16 protein-coding genes are annotated in these 18619 nt (G+C 68.0%); 1 reads left to right on the top strand and 15 read right to left on the bottom strand.

Features of this window, described 5'->3' with window-relative positions; all coding sequences use genetic code 11:
• Positions 1-6 precede the first annotated feature (6 nt).
• Positions 7-1290: a patatin-like phospholipase family protein gene (locus I7X39_RS05560; RefSeq protein ID WP_198109990.1), complete on the top strand. Its 1284-nt coding sequence runs from the start codon at positions 7-9 to the stop codon at positions 1288-1290.
• Here the strand turns inward: I7X39_RS05560 and I7X39_RS05555 are convergent.
• The 15 genes from I7X39_RS05555 to gyrA form a co-directional block, all read right to left on the bottom strand.
• On the bottom strand, positions 1271-3019 hold the full coding sequence (locus I7X39_RS05555; RefSeq protein WP_198109989.1) for an ABC transporter transmembrane domain-containing protein: 1749 nt from the start codon (positions 3017-3019) through the stop codon (positions 1271-1273). The genes I7X39_RS05560 and I7X39_RS05555 overlap by 20 nt on opposite strands.
• On the bottom strand, positions 3016-3789 hold the full coding sequence (locus I7X39_RS05550) for a glycosyltransferase family 25 protein (protein WP_198109988.1): 774 nt from the start codon (positions 3787-3789) through the stop codon (positions 3016-3018). The genes I7X39_RS05555 and I7X39_RS05550 overlap by 4 nt, the downstream gene beginning before the upstream one ends.
• A complete protein-coding gene (gene kdoO / locus I7X39_RS05545; protein WP_198109987.1) occupies positions 3786-4664 on the bottom strand; it encodes a Kdo hydroxylase KdoO in 879 nt (292 codons plus the stop codon). The genes I7X39_RS05550 and kdoO overlap by 4 nt, the downstream gene beginning before the upstream one ends.
• On the bottom strand, positions 4657-5673 hold the full coding sequence (locus tag I7X39_RS05540) for a glycosyltransferase family 2 protein (RefSeq protein ID WP_198109986.1): 1017 nt from the start codon (positions 5671-5673) through the stop codon (positions 4657-4659). The genes kdoO and I7X39_RS05540 overlap by 8 nt, the downstream gene beginning before the upstream one ends.
• Positions 5673-6413, bottom strand: a complete 741-nt coding sequence (locus tag I7X39_RS05535; protein WP_198109985.1) for a glycosyltransferase — start codon at positions 6411-6413, stop codon at positions 5673-5675. Before I7X39_RS05535 ends, I7X39_RS05540 begins: the two co-directional genes overlap by 1 nt.
• On the bottom strand, positions 6410-7552 hold the full coding sequence (locus tag I7X39_RS05530; RefSeq protein WP_198109984.1) for a lipopolysaccharide assembly protein LapB: 1143 nt from the start codon (positions 7550-7552) through the stop codon (positions 6410-6412). The genes I7X39_RS05535 and I7X39_RS05530 overlap by 4 nt, the downstream gene beginning before the upstream one ends.
• Complete coding sequence (locus I7X39_RS05525; RefSeq protein WP_198109983.1) at positions 7542-7832, bottom strand: lipopolysaccharide assembly protein LapA domain-containing protein; 291 nt, start codon at positions 7830-7832, stop codon at positions 7542-7544. The genes I7X39_RS05530 and I7X39_RS05525 overlap by 11 nt, the downstream gene beginning before the upstream one ends.
• A 4-nt stretch (positions 7833-7836) precedes the next feature.
• Complete coding sequence (locus I7X39_RS05520; protein WP_198109982.1) at positions 7837-8151, bottom strand: integration host factor subunit beta; 315 nt, start codon at positions 8149-8151, stop codon at positions 7837-7839.
• Positions 8152-8264: 113 nt separating this feature from the next.
• Complete coding sequence (gene rpsA, locus I7X39_RS05515) at positions 8265-9974, bottom strand: 30S ribosomal protein S1 (protein ID WP_198109981.1); 1710 nt, start codon at positions 9972-9974, stop codon at positions 8265-8267.
• Between the two features lie 175 nt (positions 9975-10149).
• Complete coding sequence (locus I7X39_RS05510) at positions 10150-12165, bottom strand: bifunctional 3-phosphoshikimate 1-carboxyvinyltransferase/cytidylate kinase (RefSeq protein ID WP_198109980.1); 2016 nt, start codon at positions 12163-12165, stop codon at positions 10150-10152.
• A gap of 26 nt (positions 12166-12191) precedes the next feature.
• The gene (locus I7X39_RS05505; RefSeq protein ID WP_198109979.1) at positions 12192-13118 is read right to left on the bottom strand and encodes a prephenate dehydrogenase; all 927 of its coding nucleotides are present in this window, start codon (positions 13116-13118) and stop codon (positions 12192-12194) included.
• Between the two features lie 4 nt (positions 13119-13122).
• On the bottom strand, positions 13123-14223 hold the full coding sequence (gene pheA, locus I7X39_RS05500) for a prephenate dehydratase (RefSeq protein WP_198109978.1): 1101 nt from the start codon (positions 14221-14223) through the stop codon (positions 13123-13125).
• A complete protein-coding gene (serC, locus tag I7X39_RS05495; protein ID WP_198109977.1) occupies positions 14216-15328 on the bottom strand; it encodes a 3-phosphoserine/phosphohydroxythreonine transaminase in 1113 nt (370 codons plus the stop codon). The genes pheA and serC overlap by 8 nt, the downstream gene beginning before the upstream one ends.
• Positions 15329-15898, bottom strand: a complete 570-nt coding sequence (locus I7X39_RS05490; protein WP_198109976.1) for a hypothetical protein — start codon at positions 15896-15898, stop codon at positions 15329-15331. It lies immediately after the preceding gene.
• Positions 15895-18558: a DNA gyrase subunit A gene (gyrA, locus tag I7X39_RS05485; protein WP_198109975.1), complete on the bottom strand. Its 2664-nt coding sequence runs from the start codon at positions 18556-18558 to the stop codon at positions 15895-15897. Before gyrA ends, I7X39_RS05490 begins: the two co-directional genes overlap by 4 nt.
• Positions 18559-18619: the final 61 nt, after the last annotated feature.

The following is an 18619-nucleotide window of genomic DNA, read 5'->3' as shown; positions in this document are numbered from 1 at the left end:
GCCTCGGTGTCTGCCCAGAACCCGCCCACCACTGGCCTGATCCTCACCGGCGGCGGCGCGCGCGCCGCCTACCAGGTGGGGGTGCTGCAGGCGATCGCGCAGATCCGCCGCGATGCCGGCGTGAAGGGCAACCCCTTCCAGGTGATTGCCGGCACCTCGGCCGGGGCCATCAATGCCTGCACCCTGGCCTGCGAGGCCGACCATTTCGATCTCGCCGTTGACGCACTGGTGCGCATGTGGTCGCGCCTGCACGTCGAGCAGATCTACCGGGCCGACCCCTTTGGTGTGATGCGCACCGGCGGGCGTTGGGTCACCATGATGACGCTGGGCTGGGCCATCCAGCGCTGGCGCAAGACGCAGCCGCGCAGCCTGCTGGACAACGAACCACTGGGTGAACTGCTCAAGCGCGCCGTGCGCTTCGAGCGGCTGCCGCAGCTGCTGCGCGAAGGGCATCTGCATGCACTGGCCGTCACCGGCTCCAGCTACAGCACCGGCTACCACGTCAGCTTCTACCAGTCTGCCAAGACGGTGGAGCCGTGGATGCGTTCGCAGCGCATGGCGGTGGACACCGAGATCACGCACAAGCACCTGATGGCCTCCAGCGCCATTCCCTTCATCTTCCCGGCCCAGAAGCTGGAGTTGCTGGGCCATGAGGAATGGTTTGGCGACGGCTCGATGCGCCAGAACGCACCGATCTCGCCGGCCGTGCATCTGGGCGCCGAGCGCATCCTGGTGATCGGTGCTGGGCGCATGCAGGAAGCCGGGCAGGCACCGGACCTGCGCCTGCCGGCCACCGGCCACCCTAGCATGGCGCAGATCGCCGGCCATGCGCTGTCCAACATCTTCCTGGATGCGCTTTCGGTCGACATCGAACGCCTGCAGCGCATCAACAAGACCCTGGCCCTGCTGCCGCCGGAGGCGCGCGAAGCCACGCCGCTGCGCCCGCTGGAGGTGCTGGTGATCGCGCCGAGCCGGCGCCTGGACGAACTGGCCGGCCTGCACCAGCACGAACTGCCCGCCACCATGCGTGCGCTGCTGGGCACGGTGGGGGTGACGGGGCAGGGCGCCGATGCGCGCGGCACCGTGCTCTCCAGCTACCTGCTGTTCGAGCCCGGCTACACCACCGAGCTGATCCTGCTCGGCATGGTGGACACGTTGCGGCGCCGGGCCGATGTGCAGCGCTTCTTCGGCTGGCCCGAGCAACCAACCGAAACCCCCTGGCCCAAGCAGGGCCGTGCCGCCTACCCGGCGGAAAGCGAAGCCGAGCCGCTCATTCCGCCGCCAGGCTGACCAGGGCGGCGTAGCTGCCGCCCAGGGCCAGCAGCTCGGCATGCGTGCCGGCTTCCACCACGCGGCCGGCCTGCAGCACGAAGATGCGGTCGGCATGGCGCACGGTGGAGAGCCGGTGCGCGATCAAGATCAAGGTCTTGTGCCCCTGGTGGCGCGCCAGGGCTTCCTGCACCGCGCGTTCGCTCTCGGTGTCCAGGGCCGAGGTGGCCTCGTCGAAGATCCAGATCGGCGCATCCCGGTAGAGCGCGCGCGCAATCGCCAAGCGCTGGCGCTGACCGCCGCTGAGCGTGCTGCCGTTGGCGCCGATGCGCGTCTGCAGGCCCTCGGGCAGGGTCTGCACGAAGTCCCACAGCGCGGCGTCGCGCAGCGCGGCCTCGGCCCTGGCCGGATCCGGCACCTGCGCGTAGCAGACGTTAGCCAGCAGGCTGTCGTCGAACAGCACGATGTCCTGGCTGACGACGGCGAACTGCCGGCGCAGCGCGGCCAGGCTGAGCGTGCGGCTGTCCACGCCGTCGATCAGGATGCTGCCGGCATCCGGCTGGGCCAGGCCTTGCAGCAGGTGGATGACGCTGCTTTTGCCTGCGCCCGAGGGGCCCACCAGAGCCACGGTCTGGCCGGCCTGCACCTGGAGGCTCAGGCCGTCCAGCGCCGGGCCGGCGCCGCCGGGGTAGCTCAGGCGCAGGTCCTGCAGGAGGATCTCGCCACGCACCGGTTCGGGGAGTTCGCCGCGGCCCGGGTCCTGCTCGGCCGGCGTGTCCAGCAACTCCATGCTGCCGCGCGCCACGATCAGGCCGTTGGTGATGGGCTGCGCCACATCGGTGAGGTGGCGGGCTCGGCTCATCAGGCCGAGCAGGGCGGTGACGAAGGCAGCGAACTCGCCCGGCGTCACGCCGGTCTGGCGACCTTGGTAGAGCGCCAGCGCGACGATGAGCGAGAGCCCGGCCGCGCTGATCAGCTGTGAGAGCGGCTGCGACATCGCGTTCGCCGCCGCCTGCTTCAGCGTCTGGCGGCGCAGATGGCCGGCGGTCTCGGCAAAGCGGGCGCGCTCGTGCGGCTCGGCGTTGAAGCTGCGCACCAGGCGCCAGGCGCGCGCCACGTCGTCCACCACGCCGGAGAGCTGGATCTGCGCGTCATAGGCCACCGAGCCGACCTTGCGCACGCGCCGGTTGACCTTGCGCAGCACCAGCGCCAGGGCGGGCAGGGTGGCCAGGGTCAGCAGCGTGAGTTGCCAGTTGGTGTAGAGCAGGTAGCCGAGCAGGGCGATGGCGGGCAGGCCATCGCGCAGCAGCACCACGGCCGAAAGCGCCAGCAGGCTGACGGCCTGCTGGGGGTCGGCCACCACCTTGGTGACCGCCGCGCCGCCCGGCATCTGCGTGAAGGCGCGCGCATCGGCACGCAGCAGCGCGTCCATCAGCGCGCGGCGCAGGTCGAGCACGGTGCGGCCGATGGTCCAGTGCAGCAGGTACTGGCCCAGGAAGCCAAACAGGCCGCGCAGCGCGAACAGGCTGATCAGCACCGCCGGCACCATCCAGAGCGGGAAGCTGGCGGTGGCGGCAAAGCCCTGGTCCAGCACCAGGTTCAGCAGGTGCGGGATCAAGGGTTCAGTGGCCGCCGCGCCCAGATAGGCCAGAAAGGCCGCGAGCAAGCCGCGGCGGTGCGGCTTGAAGAAGGTCCAGAGCCGGCGCGCAGTAGGCTTGAGTTCGTCGCGGGCCGGGGGCGGGCCACTCATGCCGCGCCCTGGCGGCGCTCGCGCACCGTTTCGCGGAGGCCATACAGCAGGCGGCGCAGCTCGTTGCCGGCGCGGTAGGCAAAGGCCGGCAGGCGGCGTGTCCAGTGGAACTTGCGCTTGGCCGGCATGACGATGGTGGTAGCCACTTCCTGGTCGTGCCCGCAGGGCGGCGGCACGGCCAGGCGGATCTTCAGGTCGAACACCCAGCCCTGGTCGAACACATGGTCGTAGGGCAGTTGCATGGGCAGCAGGCCAGCCAGGAAACGCTCGGCGCCGCGGCGGTTCAGCAGGTAGGCGCTGGAGCCGGTGCAGCGCGAGAGCATCACGGCCAGCTGGGTCTTGGGCGTGAGCTGCAGGTAGCACTGCGGCGTGCCCGAATGCACGGCCGAGAGCTTGACCAGATCCCAGCGCCCGGGGTGCTGCTCCAGGGCTTTGATGACGGCCGGCAGTTCGGCACCGAGCTGCACATCGTCTTCGAGGATCAGCGCGAACTCCTTGTCGCTGGCCAGAAAGGCGCGCATCACATCGACATGCGAGAGGTAGCAGCCCAGTTCGCCCGGCACCGGCTGCTTGCCATGCTTGCGGTGGTAGGCCGGCACATCCAGCAAGGCCTGCTGCTCGGGCGTGAAGGCACGCGCGTCCACGGCGCGCTGGCGCGTCCAGGCCAGGCCCAGGCCGTCGAGCTGGGCCGAGATGCTGGCCAGGCGATCGGGCGAGCGATCGAGGTTGATGACCCAGGTGTGCGTGCGGGTCTTGGCGGGTTCACTCATACCAAGGGACGGCCGGTGACGCGTTGCAGGATGGCCAGCGGGCTGGCCTGCGGGTTCACCTGTCGGGCGGCGGGCAGGTGCAGGGTCTGCTCCAGCATGTACTGGCCGGCCATCACGGCATGCGAGGTCTGGTCGGAGTAGCAGACCCAGGTCGAGCCGGCCGGGAAGGGCTGGGTCTGCTGCGGGCAGTTCGCCTGGTAGTCGGCGTCGCCCTTCATGCCGTCGTGCAGCTGCAGCATCAGGTGGTCGTACTCGCTGCGGTAACTCTTCGTGACCTTGAGCAGCTGCAGCGCCCTGGCCTGCCAGGGGCGGTAGGGCCTGGCGCGTGGCACGAACTGGCGGGCGATGGCCTCGAAGCCTTCGCCCACGCGCCACACGCGCGGTTGGCCCTGCGGATTCACATTGGTGAACACGCGCAGGATGCGTTCTCCGTAATTCGGGCGCGAGGGAAAGGCGTCGACATGCAGACGGCGGTCGTCGGCGCGCCAGGACTGCGCACGCGACTCGACCTGGCTGGGCCGGTAGCTGGTGGGCGCCAGGCGCAAGTACGGCTTGTACTGCGGCGCCAGGGCGTCGATCAGGCTGCAGGCCTGGGCGCGAAAACGTGCCAGCAGGGCGGCCAGCTCGGCCTGGTCGGCCTCGCTGCCCAGGGCGCCGGACAGCTTGCCGTCGGCGCGCAGGCTGATGTTGCGCGACTTCGGATTGCGCACCGCCGGGTCCAGGAAGCGCCGCTCCGTGTCGCGCAGGTCAAAGCGCAGGTCCGGAAAGAACAGCACCTTGCCGTCCTCCAGGGCGGTGATGAGCTCGGCGGATGCGGCGGCGCCGGGCAGTCGGGCCCAGTCGCCACCGCTCAGGGTCAGGATGCGGTCAGGCATGGGAGAGCGTGCCCGCGGCAAGGCGGGCTTGACGAAGCCAGTGGCGCAGGCGCAGCGCGCGCCACCACCAGCCCCGCGCCACATAAAAGCGCAGCAGCTCGGGCGCCGGCACGGGCGCGTTCCGCTCGAACTGCGCCAGGTAGCGCACCAGGCGGCTGCGGTCCTGCTGGCGGGCGGCGTAATGGCTGGCGATAACGAAGGTCTTGGCCACGAAGTGGGCGGCTGCCAGGCGGGCTTCCCGGTTCAGCGGGGGCTGCTGGGCGTCGATCAGCGCCGCCAGGCCATTCAGCGCGTCCAGCATGTCGTCGGTCTTGGCCAAGCTGTTGCTGGCCAGGATGCTGCCCGGCCGCTTACGGTAGCCGATCCACACCTCGGGCACGTAGTACGCGCAGCGGGCACGCAGCAGCAGGGCCGGCAGCACGGCGATGTCCTCGAAGCAATGGCCCACCGGGAAGCGCAGGCCCTCCCAAAGTTCGCGCCGCGCCACCTTGGTCCAGAGGTGCAGGTGCGCTTGGAGGAACATGCCGGCCAGGATCAGCGAGGCATCACGACAGGGCTGGCGCGCCGGCATCGTGTGGGTGCGCTTGTGGTGCTCGCCGCGCAGCCGGTGGCGCAGGCGCGGCTTGGCACGCACGTCGCGGAAGTCGCACAGCACCAGGTCCACGCCCGGCTGGCGCAGGGCTTCGCGCAGGCTGGCCAGGGCGCCGGGTTCCAGGAAGTCGTCAGCGTCGATGAACCAGATCCATTCGCCTCGGGCGGCGTCGAGCAGGCGGTTGCGCGCCAGGCTCACGCCGCCGTTCTGCGGCGCGCCCAGCAGGCGCAGCCGGCCCGGGTGCTCCTGGTCGAGCTGGCGCAGCAGTGCGGCCGAGCCATCGGTCGAGGCGTCGTCATACAGCAGCACCTCGGCGCCCTCATCCAGCTGCGCGAGCAGGGATTCGACGCAGGCCCGCAGATAGGGCTCGACGTTGTAGACCGGCAGCAGCACGCTGAGCCAGGGGCGGGCTGGCATCACTCTTTCCAGTGCTCCGCGATCCAGGGCGCCGGCTGGGCGTGGCGCCAGTTGCCGTTGCTGCGGCCTTCCAGCGCATCGGGCGGGTTCATCACGCCGTGGAAGATGAGGATGCGCGCGCCGGCCGGGATGTGCGGCGGGCGGAAGTAGTTGAGCGGGAAGTTCGGGATGCAGTGGTACTTGTAGCTGGCGCACCAGCGCTTGTCCCAGTACTTCAGCTTGCCCTGGGCGTGCAGGTAGTGGCTGAGGAACTCCTGCTCATTGCGGTGCTTGCGGCGCACTTCAGCCTGGTTGGCGACGAAGTAGTCCAGCATGTCGGCGTGGGCGCCGAGCGTGAAGCGGTAGACGGAGGAGTTGCCGGTCACGCGCCAGGGGCGCTTCCAGTCCTTGATGATGAGGAACTCGCCGGGCTGCTCGAAGAAGGGCGTGATGTCGTCAACGATCACCACGTCCAGATCCAGGAACAGGGCCTGGCCCTGCAGGCCGTAGAGGTCTTTGCGGTAGCTGTTGAGCTTGCGCCAGCCGCCGTCGCGCTTGCTGGCTTGCTGCTCCAGCTCGGGCAGCGGAAAGCATTCCACCTCGGGGCGCACGCCGCGGCTGTCGTCGGTCAGGCAGACGAAGCGGAACGGCCCCTTCAGGTGCCGTGCCACCATGCCGTAGAGGCGGTTGACGTACTCGGGGCCGTACTTCGTGCCCCATTTCATGCACATCACGAAGCGGTCTTGGCGTGGGGCGTTCATAGTTCTTCGACGGGGCGGGGCGGGAAGCTGTCCCAGCTGAGACAGCCCGGGCATTGCCAGAAGTAGTGGCCGGATTCGAAGCCACAGGCGGCGCAGCGGTGCCGGGTGCGCGGTTTGGCGGCGCGATCCAGTGCGGCTTTGAGCTGGGGCGCCACTGCGTCCGGTAGCTCGTTCACCAGGGCCAGCAGGCGGCGTGCACCGTCCAGCGAGCCGGGCTGCTGGCGCAGATGCTCGGCCAAGCGCTCGCGCTGGTGCTCCGGTTCAATGAGGTTCTGGGCCAGCACCAGGGCCAGCGCGGGAGCCTGGGCGTAGCGCTCATCGAGGGTCTTGAGCGCGCGGCGCGACTGGCCGGCCTGGTAGGCGGCGCGCGCGTAGTCGGCCGCGGCCAGGTTGAAGCTTTCGGGGGCCAGCTGCACCAGCTGCTCGAACTGCGTCAGCGCGGCATGGGCGTCGCCATCGCGCAGCAGCCACTGGCCGCGCAGCAGCAGGGCGCGCGGGTGCTTGGGGGCGAGCGCCAGCGCCTGAGCCAGGAACTGGTAAGCGCGCTCGCGCTGGCCATCGCTCTCGGCCTGCAGGGCCTGTTCGCACAGGTAATGCGCGCGTTGGGTGGCAAAGGAGCCGATGCCACGCGCTTCCAGGCACTCCGCGGTAGCCTGGGCGCGCTCCCAATCATGCGAGCGCTCGTAGAGCGAGAGCAGGGCCAGGTCGGCCTCGGGTTCGAAGGCGGTGCCCTTGAGCGCCAGATAGGCCGCCTCGGCGCGGTCGAACAGGCCGGCCTTGAAGAAGTCCTGCGCCAGCGCATGCTGGGCGCGGGCGCGCTCAAGCTCGGGCAGGTCGCCGCGGTGCAGCAGGTGCTGGTGCACGCGCACGGCGCGTTCGGTCTCGCCGCGGCGGCGGAACAGGCTGCCGAGTGCGAAGTGCAGATCCACCGTATCCGGATCGAGCTGCACGGCTTCGATGAAGGCATCAATGGCCTTGTCGTGCTGCTCGTTGAGCAGCAGGTTCAGGCCCTTGAAGTAGGCCTGCGGAGCTTCGCGCGGGTCGCGCTTGGCCTGGCGCAGGTCCAGGCGCGAGGCCAGCCAGCCCAGCGCGAACGCGACGGGCAGGATCAGCAGCAGCCAGCGGGGGTCAAAGTCCATCGCGCACGCCCTGGGGGGCTTCTTGCAAGGTGCTCAGCTGGGCCTCACGCACCAGCTGCTGACGGCGTGCCTGGGCGCGTTGGCGCCACCAGGCCGGCGTCATGGCCAACACGCCCAGTGCCATGCCGGCGGCCAGACTGACGAGCACCACGAAGATCAGAGGGGTCTGCCAGAAGTAGCCGAAGAACCAGTGCACGGTCACGGTCTGCTGGTTGTTCAGCGAGAACGCGAACAGCGCGAAGAACAGGAAGGCGCGCAGCAGCCACTTCAGGGCACGCATGGGGTCAGGCCTTGCTGATGCTGTCCAGGCCGTCCACGCCGCGGGCTTCGACGGCCTCGCGAAGCGCCTTGCCGGGCTTGAAGTGCGGCACCAGCTTCTCGGGGATGGGCACCTGCTCGCCGGTGCGCGGATTGCGACCCATGCGCGGCGGGCGACGCGAGACGGAAAAACTGCCAAAACCGCGGATCTCGATGCGGTGGCCGCGGGCCAGGGCATCGCTCATCGCATCCAGGATGGTCTTGACCGCGAACTCGGTGTCTTTTTGCGTGATCTGCGGGAAGCGTTCGGCCAGCAGCGTGACGAGGTCGGAGCGGGTCATGGCGGAAGACAAGAAAAAGGGCCCGCGACGGGGGTCGGCGCGGGCCCGAGAGGATAGCTGGCGTCCGCCGAGGCGGACGCTGCTTCAGGTCAAGTCCTCAGACTTGTTGATGCTCAGTTGCCACCCTTGTCCAGCTTGGCGCGCAGCAGGGCGCCCAGGCTGGTGGTACCGGCGTTCTCGCGCTCGCTGGTGGCCGACAGGGCCTTCATGGCTTCTTGCGAGTCGGCGTCGTCCTTGGCCTTGATCGACAGCTTGATCGAACGCGACTTGCGGTCGACGTTGATGATCAGGGCGGTGACTTCGTCGCCTTCCTTCAGCAGGTTGCGGGCGTCTTCGACGCGGTCGCGGCTCAGCTCGCTGGCGGGCAGGTAACCGGTCACGTCGTCGGCCAGCAGGATCTCAGCGCCGCGGGCATCCACGGTCTGCACCTTGCCGGTCACGGTGGCGCCACGGTCATTGACGGCCGTGTAGTTCGTGAACGGGTCGCTGTCCATCTGCTTGATGCCCAGCGAGATGCGCTCGCGCTCGACGTCCACAGCCAGCACCACGGCCTCGACTTCCTGGCCCTTCTTGAAGTTGCGCACAGCAGCTTCGCCCGTCTCGTTCCAGCTCAGGTCGCTCAGGTGCACCAGACCATCGATGCCAGCGGCCAGGCCGATGAAGATGCCGAAGTCGGTGATCGACTTGATCGGACCCTTGACCTTGTCGCCGCGCTTGAAGTTCTCGGCGAACTCTTCCCACGGGTTGGCGCGGCACTGCTTCATGCCCAGCGAGATGCGACGCTTGTCTTCGTCGATCTCCAGCACCATGACTTCGACTTCCTGGCCGAGCGTCACGACCTTGGTCGGGGCGACGTTCTTGTTGGTCCAGTCCATCTCGGAAACGTGCACCAGGCCTTCGATGCCGGGTTCGATTTCCACGAACGCGCCGTAGTCGGCGATGTTGGTGACCTTGCCGAACAGGCGGGTGCTGTTCGGGTAGCGGCGGGCCACGCCCATCCAGGGGTCGTCACCCAGTTGCTTGATGCCCAGCGAGACGCGGTTCTTCTCGGCGTCGAACTTCAGCACCTTGGCGGTCAGTTCCTGACCGACCGTCACCACTTCGCTCGGGTGACGGACACGGCGCCAGGCCATGTCGGTGATGTGCAGCAGGCCGTCGATGCCACCCAGGTCAACGAACGCGCCGTATTCGGTGATGTTCTTGACCACGCCGTTCACGATGGCGCCTTCGGACAGGGTTTCCAGCAGCTTGGCGCGCTCTTCGCCCATCGAAGCCTCGACCACGGCACGACGCGACAACACGACGTTGTTGCGCTTGCGGTCCAGCTTGATGACCTTGAACTCCATGGTCTTGCCCTCGAACGGGCTCAGATCCTTGACCGGACGGGTGTCGATCAGCGAACCCGGCAGGAAGGCGCGGATGCCGTTGACCATGACGGTCAGACCACCCTTGACCTTGCCGCTGACGGTGCCGGTGACGAACTCGCCGGACTCCAGTGCGGTCTCCAGGCTCAGCCAGGAAGCCAGGCGCTTGGCCTTGTCGCGGCTCAGGATGGTGTCGCCGTAGCCGTTTTCGACGGCGTCCACGGCCACCGAGACGAAGTCACCAACTTGGACTTCGATCTCGCCTTGATCGTTCTTGAACTCTTCGAGCGGCACATAGGCTTCGCTCTTGAGGCCGGCGTTCACCACCACGAAGTTGTAGTCGATGCGCACCACTTCGGCGGACACGACTTCGCCCGAGCGCATGTTGCTGCGCTGCAGGGACTCTTCGAACATCGCGGCAAAGGATTCAGCCGCGGCGGCAGTTTGGGTTTGGTTCATGGGTTTTCCTGGGTCCGCAGGGCTGCTGCGGGGCTGGAGAGGTCACACGGGTGAGGTTTTGAAACCCCGCCCGGAGGTAAAGAAGCCTGCGGCCCGCCCCTGTTGCCAGGGGCCGACCGCAGACGGCGGTTGCTCTTCGAAAGGTTGAGGCTGGGGCGCGGTGCGCCGGGCGGTCTCAGCCCGGGAAGGGCCGCCCTTCGCTCCACCACGTCAGAACCTGGTTCACCGAGGCTTCGATGTCCAGATCCGAGTTGTCGAGCAAGCGGGCGTCTTGCGCGGGCTTCAAGGGCGAGGCGCTGCGATTCTTGTCGCGCGCGTCCCGCTCCTCCAAGTCCCGGAGCAAGCCCGTGATATTAGCGGAAAAGCCCTTTTCCATCAATTGCTTATGGCGGCGCTCGGCGCGTTTGGCGGCGCTGGCCGTGAGAAAGACCTTGAGTTCGGAGTCCGGGAAGATCGCCGTGCCCATGTCGCGCCCGTCCGCCACCAGGCCGGGCACGCGCCGGAAGCTCAGCTGCAGCTGGTGCAGGGCCTGGCGCACCTTGGGCAGGGCCGCCACCGTGGAGGCGCCTTGGCCGACGGCCTCGGCGCGCAGCGCGTCGGTCACGTCCTCGTCGTCCAGGAAGCAGCGCCCGCCGTCGAAATGCAGGGGAAGGGTCGCCGCCAGGCTGGCCAGCCGTTCTTCGTCCTGCAGCGAGACGCCGGCGCATTGTGCGGCGAGTGCGGTGGCGCGGTAGAGCGCGCCGGAATCCAGCACCGCATAGCCCAGGCGCTGGGCGACTTGATCGGCCAGCGTGCCCTTGCCGGAAGCCGTCGGGCCGTCGATGCACAGTACCGGCACGTCGTGCGGATCCGCCTGCACCAGGCTGAAGAGGGTCTCGAAATAGTCCGGGAAGGTCTTGGCCACGCAGCCCGGGTCCAGGATGCGCAGCGCCTGCGGCTGCGCGCCGGCCAGCGGGTGCAGGGCGGCAAGCGAAAAGCACATCGCCATGCGGTGGTCGTCGTAGGTGTGGATGGCGGCGCGCTGCCAGGCCGGGGCGGGCAGGGGCTGGACCTCGATCCAGTCCAGCCCTTCGGCCACGTGGGCGCCCAGCTTGCGCAGCTCGGCGGCCATGGCGGCGATGCGGTCGGTTTCCTTGACGCGCCAGCTGGCGATGCCGGTCAGCCGGGTCGGGCTGTCGGCAAACAGGGCCATTACGGCCAGGGTCATGGCGGCGTCGGGGATGGCCACGCAGTCCAGTTCGATGCCTTGCAGCGGCCAGCGGCCCCGCTTGACTTCCAGCGCATGGTCCAGCCAGCGGATCTCGGCACCCATGGCGGCGGCGGCATCGGCAAAGCGCACGTCGCCTTGCAGGGCATCGCGGCCGATGCCTTCGATGCGCACCGGTTCCGCGCTGGCGGCCAGCGCGCCCAGCGCGATGAAGTAGGAGGCTGCCGAGGCGTCACCTTCCACCACCAGGCGGCCTGGCGAGCGCAGCCGGCTGCCGGCCGGGATGATGAAGCGCTGCCAGCCCTCGCGCTGCACCTGCACGCCAAAGCGCGCCAGCAGGGCCAGGGTGATCTCGACGTAGGGCTTGGAGATCAGCTCGCCCTCGACCTCGATTACCACATCCTGCTGCGCCACCAGGGGCAGGGTCAGCAGCAGGGCGGTCAGGAACTGGCTGGAGACGTCACCGCGCACGCGCACCGGCTCGGCCAGGCGCAAGGGGCTGGGGCCGCACAGGGCCAGCGGCGGGTAGCCGGGCTGGCCCAGGTCTTCGATCTGGCAGCCCAGGCCACGCAGCGCGTCCACCAGGTCCCTGATGGGCCGCTCGTGCATGCGCGGCACGCCGCGCAGGGTGTAGCGGCCACCGTCACGCGCGGCCAGCAGGGCCAGCGCCGCGGCCAGGGGGCGCATGGCGGTGCCGGCATTGCCGAGGAAGCAGTCCGCTGCCGAAACCGGCAGGTGCCCACCCAGGCCGCGCAGCGTCACGCTGCCATCGCTGCCGCGGTGCCAGGCGCAGCCCAGCGCGCGCAGCGCTTCCAGCATCACGGCGGTGTCGTCGGCATCCAGCAACTGCTCGATGCGGGTCTCGCCCTCGGCCAAGGCGGCCAGCAGCAGCAGGCGGTTGGAGATGCTCTTGGAGCCGGGCAGGCGGACGGTACCGGCAGCACCGCGCAGCGGTGGCAGGTCCAGAAAGGGGATCTTCAGCATGGGCAGCGGCGCGGGGCGCGCCGGGGTCAGAAGTGGGAGGAGGGCTCGCCGTCCTCGGCGTCAAAGAAGGCCGGGGACCACTTGTTGCGCGCTTCGCTGACCTGCTTGAGCAGGGTCTCGATGGCGTCGCGGTCGCCTTCCTTCAGCCAATGTTCGAAGCGATCGAGCACCGAACGGAAGCGCTGCGACTGGTGCAGCACCTCGTCGCGATTCGCCAGCAGGATGTCGCGCCAGACATTGGGGTCACCGCCGGCGATGCGGGTGAAGTCGCGAAAGCCGGTACCAGCCAGTTCCATGAACTCGCGGCCTGAGGGCTGGCGCATCACCGACTGGAAATAGGCAAAGGCAAGCAGGTGCGGAAAGTGGCTCACGGCCGCGTAGGCGGCATCGTGGTTCTCGGGCGTCATGCGCAACACCTTGCAGCCCAGCGCGGCCCACACGCCGGCGGCCTTCTGCACCGTGCCGGCGTCGTTCTCGGGCAGCGGCGTCAGCACCACTTGACGGCCCTGGAAAAGCTGGGCATCGGCGTTTTGTACGCCGGCCAGTTCCTTGCCGGCAATCGGGTGGGCGGGCACGAACTGCCCGGCCAGATCGCCCAGCACCTTCTGCGCGGCAATGGCCACGTCGGCCTTGGTCGAGCCCACGTCCATGAACAGGGTGTTGGGCTGGATCTGCACCAGATGGCGAATGGCACGCAGCGTGGCCTCAGTGGCCGAGACCGGCACGGCCACCAGCACCAGATCCGAACCCGACACCGCCAGCAGTGCAGACTCGGCTGCCACGTCGATGACACCCAGGCGCTTGGCAGCCTCGGTGGTGCTGGGGGACTTGCTATAGCCCATGACCCGCTTGACCAGGCCGGCGCGTTTGGCGGCCAGCGCAAAGCTGCCGCCGATCAGCCCGCAGCCGATCACGCCGAGTTGCTGGAATTGGGGTCTGAGGATGCGCGACATGCGGTCAGTGGGTATCCAGGGGGTAAGTGCCCAGCACCTTGAAGAAGGCGCAGTTGGCGCGCAATTCTTTCAGGGCTGCGGCCACTTTGGCATCGTCGGGATGACCCTGCAGATCGATGTAGAAGTAGTACTCCCATTGGCCACCCGAACGCGCCGGGCGCGACTCGAAGCGGGTCATGGAGACATCGTGCTGCTTGAGTGGCAGCACCAGATCGTGCAGGGCGCCGGGTCTATTCAGCACCGACACCACCAGCGAGGTGCAGTCGTTGCCACTGGCGCGCGGGCTAGGGTGCTGCTCGGGCTGGGTCAGCACCGCGAAACGGGTGCGGTTGTGGGCGTCGTCCTGGATGGCCGGGGCCACCAGGTGCAGTCCGTACTCGCTGCCGGCACGGGTGCTGGCGATGGCGGCCAGGCTCGTGTCCTGCGCGGCCAGGCGGGCGCCTTCGGCATTGCTCGATACCGGGCGCCGTTCGGCGTGCGGCAGGTGCTGGGCCAGCCAGCCCTGGCATTGCGCCAGCGCTTGCGGGTGCGCACACACGGCCTGGATGCCTTCCAGGCTGTCTTGCGCGCGCAGCAGGTTGTGGCGCACGAACAGGCTGGTCTCGGCCACGATGAAGAGCGGCGTCGAAAGCAGCAGGTCCAGCGTGCGGGCCACGCCGCCCTCGGTCGAATTCTCGACCGGCACGACGCCGAAATCCGCCGCCCCCGCGCTGGTGACGTGGAAGACTTCGTCGATGTTGCTGCAGGGCACGCGCACGATGCTGGAGCCGAAGAAGCCCAGCGCCGCCTGCTCGGAAAAGGTGCCGGCCGGGCCCAGGTAGGCGACCCGGGTAGGGGTCTCCAGCGCCCGGCAGGCACTCATGATCTCGCGCCAGATCGGCGCGATGTTGTCGTTCTTCAGCGGCCCCGGGTTGTGCTGCTTGAGGCCGGCGATGACGGCGGCCTCGCGCTCCGGGCGAAAGACCAGGCTGCCCTGGTGCTTCTTGATCTCGCCCACCTTCTGGGCCAGGCCGGCACGCCGGTTCAGGAGGTCCAGCATTTCCCGATCGACGGCGTCGATCTGGGTGCGCAGCCCGGCAAGGGCCTGGTCTTGGGTGTCAGCCATGGCGGCGTTCAAAGTCCTGCATGAAGTCAACCAGGGCCTGAACGCCCGCCAGCGGCATGGCGTTGTAGAGCGAAGCGCGGCAGCCGCCCTTGCTCTTGTGGCCCTTCAATTGCAGCAGGCCGGCGGCCCCGGCCTGCGCCAGGAAAGTGTCCGTCAGGCCGGATTCGCGCAGGAAGAAGGGCACGTTCATGCGCGAACGCACGTCCGGCCGCACCGGATTGAAGAACAGGGCCGAGCGATCCAGGAAGCCGTAGAGCAGGGCGGCCTTGTCGCGGTTCTGGGCTTCCAAGGCGGCCAGGCCGCGCAGGCCGGCGTACTCGAAGCCCAGCGCCCACTCGAACACCAGACCCGCCAGGTAGATGGCGTAGGTCGGCGGGGTGTTGAACATCGAGCCTTCGCGCGCCACGGTCTCGAAGCTGAAGGCGGTGGGGCAGGCCGGCAGCGGGCTGCGCAGCAACTCACGCCGCACATAGACCAGCGTCAGCCCGGCCGGGCCGATGTTCTTCTGGGCGCCGCCAAAGGCCAGCCCGACGCGCGACCAATCGAACGGGCGGGACAGCTGGTTGGACGAGCAATCCACCACCAGGGGGGCCTGGCAGCCCAGCGTCTGCAGGTCCGGCAGTTCGGCGAACTCCACCCCATCGATGGTTTCGTTCGAGCACAGGTGGACGTAATCCACATCGGACCGCAGGGCCCAGGTGCTGGCGGGCGGGATGTCGAGGTAGCCACCGGGTTGGGTGTCGACGACACGCTGTACATCGGCATAACGCGCCGCCTCGTTGGCACTCTTGGCCGACCAGGAGCCGGTGACCAGCACATCCACCCGGCCCTTGTGGGCCAGGTTCAGCGGCACGATGGCGTTCTCGGCCAGGGCGCCGCCCTGCATGAACAAGATGGCGAAGTCCTCGGGCAGGCCCTGCAACTGGCGCAGATCGCCCTCGGCCTTGCGGATGATGGACTGGAACTCCGGCCCGCGATGGCTCATCTCCATCACGGACATGCCGCTGCCCTGCCAGTCCGTCATCTCGGCCGCCGCACGCTCCAGCACCGGCAGCGGCAGGGCGGCCGGGCCGGCCGAGAAATTGAAGGGGCGCGCCGCGGCCATTCAGGGCTTGGTGGCGCTGGCGGCGGGGGCGTTGCCGGCCGGCTTGACGCCCAGCAACTCAGCGAGCTTCTGATCCAGGGCCTTGGCGCGCGCCTCGATCAGGCTGCGGTTGTCGCCGAGCACCTTCTGCGCCACGGTGTTGTTCAACTCGGCGCCCATCTGGTGGTAGCGGCGGATGGCCGGTGACTCCAGGAACTGCAGCACCTGCTTGAGCTCGGCCTCGTTGAAATCGGCCTCCAGCTTGGCCGTCAGCTGCTCGCCGGCGTGCTTGACGGCGCTGGCGCGCAGCGCCGGGCCGACGTCCTTCAAGTAGGCGCGCAGCTCATCGTCCATGGCCTTGCCGGTGGCCTCGCGCTTGTCGGCAGGCACGCGGGCGCGCAGCACCTGACCGGCGTTCTGCACCAGTTGCTGGATCGGCGCCTGCGCCAGGTTCATGCCGAACTGCTCGTGCTGCGCCTTCTGCAGCGTGACGATCTTGGCGGCCAGTTCCTTCTTGCTTTGCGCCTGGGCGGGAGCGAGGGCGCTGGCGCTGATCAGCAGCGCGGCCAGGACGAGGGAAGGGGCGTTCATGCGGTTTCTCCGTTGGTTTCGCCTGCGTCGCCAGCCTCGTTGGCGTCGGCGGCAGGGTTGGGCTCACTGCCGTCGCCGGCGTCGTTCTCGACGATGCGCTGCAGCCCACTGAGCTTGCTGCCATCGTCCAGTGCAATCAGGGTCACGCCTTGGGTGGCACGGCCCAGTTCGCGGATCTCGGCGACGCGGGTGCGCACCAGCACGCCCTTGTCGGTGATCAGCATGATTTCGTCCTCGGGGCGCACCAGCGTGGCGGCCACGACCTTGCCGTTGCGCTCGCTTTGCTGGATGGCGATCATGCCCTTGGTGCCGCGGCCATGTCGGGTGTACTCGACGATGCTGGTGCGCTTGCCGAAACCGTTTTCGGTCGCGGTCAGCACCGATTGCGTCTCGTCTTCCGCGACCAGCATGGCAATGACGGACTGGCCGTCTTCCAGCTGCATGCCGCGCACACCGCGCGCCTGGCGGCCCATGGCGCGCACATCATCCTCGTCAAAGCGCACCGCCTTGCCACCGTCGCTGAACAGCATGACGTCGTGGTGGCCATCGGTCAGCGCGGCGCCGATCAGCACATCGCCCGGATCCAGGTCCACCGCAATGATGCCGGCCTTGCGCGGGTTGCTGAATTCCTTCAGCGAGGTCTTCTTCACCGTGCCCTGGGCGGTGCACATGAAGATGAAGTGGCTTTCCGGGAAGCTGCGGAACTCGCCCGACAGCGGCAGCACCACCGACACCTTTTCGTCCTGCTGCAGCGGGAACATGTTGACGATGGGCTTGCCGCGCGAATTGCGGCTGCCCTGCGGCACTTCCCAGACCTTCAGCCAGTACACGCGGCCACGGTTGGTGAAGCACAGGATCCAGTCGTGCGTGTTCGCTATGAACAGCTGGTCGATCCAGTCGTCTTCCTTGGTGGCGGCGGCTTGTTTGCCGCGGCCGCCGCGGCGCTGCGCCCGGTATTCGCTCAGAGCCTGGCTCTTGATGTAGCCGGTGTGGCTGAGCGTGACCACCATGTCGGTGGGGGTGATCAGATCCTCGGTGCCCAGTTCTTGCGCGTTGCGCTCGATCACCGAACGGCGCTCGCCCAGCTTGGTCTGGCCAAACTCGGCCTTCAGCGTGCCAAGTTCGTCGCCAATGATGGCGGTGACGCGTTCGGGCTTGGCCAGGATGTCGAGCAGATCGGCAATCTGCGCCATGACGTCCTTGTACTCGCCAACGATCTTGTCCTGCTCCAGGCCGGTGAGGCGCTGCAGGCGCATCTGCAGGATTTCGCTGGCCTGGGTGTCCGAGAGCGAATACAGGCCGTCAGTCTGCAAGCCGAACTGCGGCTCCAGACCGTCAGGCCGGTAGGCGGCGGCGCCGCCGGTGTTCTCGCTGTTGGCGCGCACCAGCATCTCGCGCACAAGGCTCGAATCCCAGCGGCGCGCCATCAGCTCGGCCTTGGCCAGCGGCGGCGTGGGCGAGTTCTTGATGATCTGGATGAACTCGTCGATGTTGGCCAGCGCCACCGCTAGGCCTTCCAGCACATGGCCGCGCTCGCGCGCCTTGCGCAGCTCGAACACGGTGCGGCGGGTCACCACCTCGCGGCGGTGCTCCAGGAAGACCGAGATCAGATCGCGCAGATTGCACAGCTTGGGCTGCCCATCGATCAGGGCCACCATGTTCATGCCGAAGCTGTCTTGCAACTGCGTCTGCTTGTACAGGTTGTTCAGCACCACCTCGGGCACTTCACCGCGCTTGAGCTCGATGACCACGCGCATGCCGGATTTGTCCGACTCGTCCTGGATGTGCGAGATGCCTTCGAGCTTCTTTTCCTGCACCAGCTCGGCAATGCGCTCCAGCAGGGTCTTCTTGTTAACTTGATACGGAATCTCGTCAACGATGATGGCCTGGCGCTGACCGCGGTCGATGTCCTCGAAATGCGTTTTGGCACGCATCACCACGCGGCCCCGGCCGGTGCGATAGCCCTCGCGCACGCCTTCCAGGCCATAGATGATGCCGGCGGTGGGGAAGTCAGGCGCCGGGATGAAGCCCATCAACTCGTCCACCGTGGCGTCCGGGTGGCGCAGCATGTGCATGCAGGCGTCCACCACCTCGTTGAGGTTGTGGGGCGGGATGTTGGTGGCCATACCCACGGCAATACCCGCTGCGCCATTCACCAGCAGATTGGGCAGCCGGGTCGGCAGGACCAGGGGTTCCTTTTCCGAGCCGTCGTAGTTCGGCCCGAAATTGACGGTTTCCTTGTCGATATCGGCCAGCATTTCGTGGGCGATCTTCGACAGCCGGATTTCGGTGTACCGCATGGCTGCTGCGTTATCGCCGTCCACCGAACCGAAATTGCCCTGGCCATCCACCAACATGTGACGCAGGCTGAAATCCTGCGCCATGCGCACGATGGTGTCGTACACCGCGCTGTCGCCGTGCGGGTGGTATTTACCGATGACGTCGCCCACGATACGGGCGGACTTCTTGTACGGGCGGTTCCAGTCGTTGTTCAGCTCGTGCATGGCGAACAGCACGCGCCGATGCACTGGCTTCAGGCCGTCCCGGGCATCGGGGAGGGCGCGCCCCACGATCACGCTCATCGCGTAATCGAGGTAGGAGCGGCGCATCTCCTCTTCGAGGCTGATGGGCAGGGTTTCCTTGGCGAATTGGGACGTCATTCTGGTAACCGGCTTTTCCGCTCAGGCGTGCACAAACCGCAAGCTGCGCCCGAGTGAAATG

Origin of the sequence: Inhella proteolytica (assembly GCF_016093275.1) — a bacterium.
Taxonomy (GTDB): domain Bacteria; phylum Pseudomonadota; class Gammaproteobacteria; order Burkholderiales; family Burkholderiaceae_C; genus Inhella; species Inhella proteolytica.
Note: the sequence above shows the minus strand (reverse complement) of the source record. Positions and strands in the feature narration are given on the sequence as shown.

Excerpts from the sequence above, each read along its gene's own strand:
- I7X39_RS05520 (WP_198109982.1), bottom strand. The coding sequence starts at position 8,151 with ATGACCCGCTCCGACCTCGTCACGCTGCTGGCCGAACGCTTCCCGCAG.
- I7X39_RS05550 (WP_198109988.1), bottom strand. The coding sequence starts at position 3,789 with ATGAGTGAACCCGCCAAGACCCGCACGCACACCTGGGTCATCAACCTC.
- I7X39_RS05530 (WP_198109984.1), bottom strand. The coding sequence starts at position 7,552 with ATGGACTTTGACCCCCGCTGGCTGCTGCTGATCCTGCCCGTCGCGTTC.
- kdoO (WP_198109987.1), bottom strand. The coding sequence starts at position 4,664 with ATGCCTGACCGCATCCTGACCCTGAGCGGTGGCGACTGGGCCCGACTG.
- serC (WP_198109977.1), bottom strand. The coding sequence starts at position 15,328 with ATGGCCGCGGCGCGCCCCTTCAATTTCTCGGCCGGCCCGGCCGCCCTG.
- I7X39_RS05535 (WP_198109985.1), bottom strand. The coding sequence starts at position 6,413 with ATGAACGCCCCACGCCAAGACCGCTTCGTGATGTGCATGAAATGGGGC.
- rpsA (WP_198109981.1), bottom strand. The coding sequence starts at position 9,974 with ATGAACCAAACCCAAACTGCCGCCGCGGCTGAATCCTTTGCCGCGATG.
- pheA (WP_198109978.1), bottom strand. The coding sequence starts at position 14,223 with ATGGCTGACACCCAAGACCAGGCCCTTGCCGGGCTGCGCACCCAGATC.
- gyrA (WP_198109975.1), bottom strand. The coding sequence starts at position 18,558 with ATGACGTCCCAATTCGCCAAGGAAACCCTGCCCATCAGCCTCGAAGAG.
- I7X39_RS05525 (WP_198109983.1), bottom strand. The coding sequence starts at position 7,832 with ATGCGTGCCCTGAAGTGGCTGCTGCGCGCCTTCCTGTTCTTCGCGCTG.
- I7X39_RS05540 (WP_198109986.1), bottom strand. The coding sequence starts at position 5,673 with ATGCCAGCCCGCCCCTGGCTCAGCGTGCTGCTGCCGGTCTACAACGTC.
- I7X39_RS05510 (WP_198109980.1), bottom strand. The coding sequence starts at position 12,165 with ATGCTGAAGATCCCCTTTCTGGACCTGCCACCGCTGCGCGGTGCTGCC.
- I7X39_RS05505 (WP_198109979.1), bottom strand. The coding sequence starts at position 13,118 with ATGTCGCGCATCCTCAGACCCCAATTCCAGCAACTCGGCGTGATCGGC.
- I7X39_RS05490 (WP_198109976.1), bottom strand. The coding sequence starts at position 15,898 with ATGAACGCCCCTTCCCTCGTCCTGGCCGCGCTGCTGATCAGCGCCAGC.
- I7X39_RS05555 (WP_198109989.1), bottom strand. The coding sequence starts at position 3,019 with ATGAGTGGCCCGCCCCCGGCCCGCGACGAACTCAAGCCTACTGCGCGC.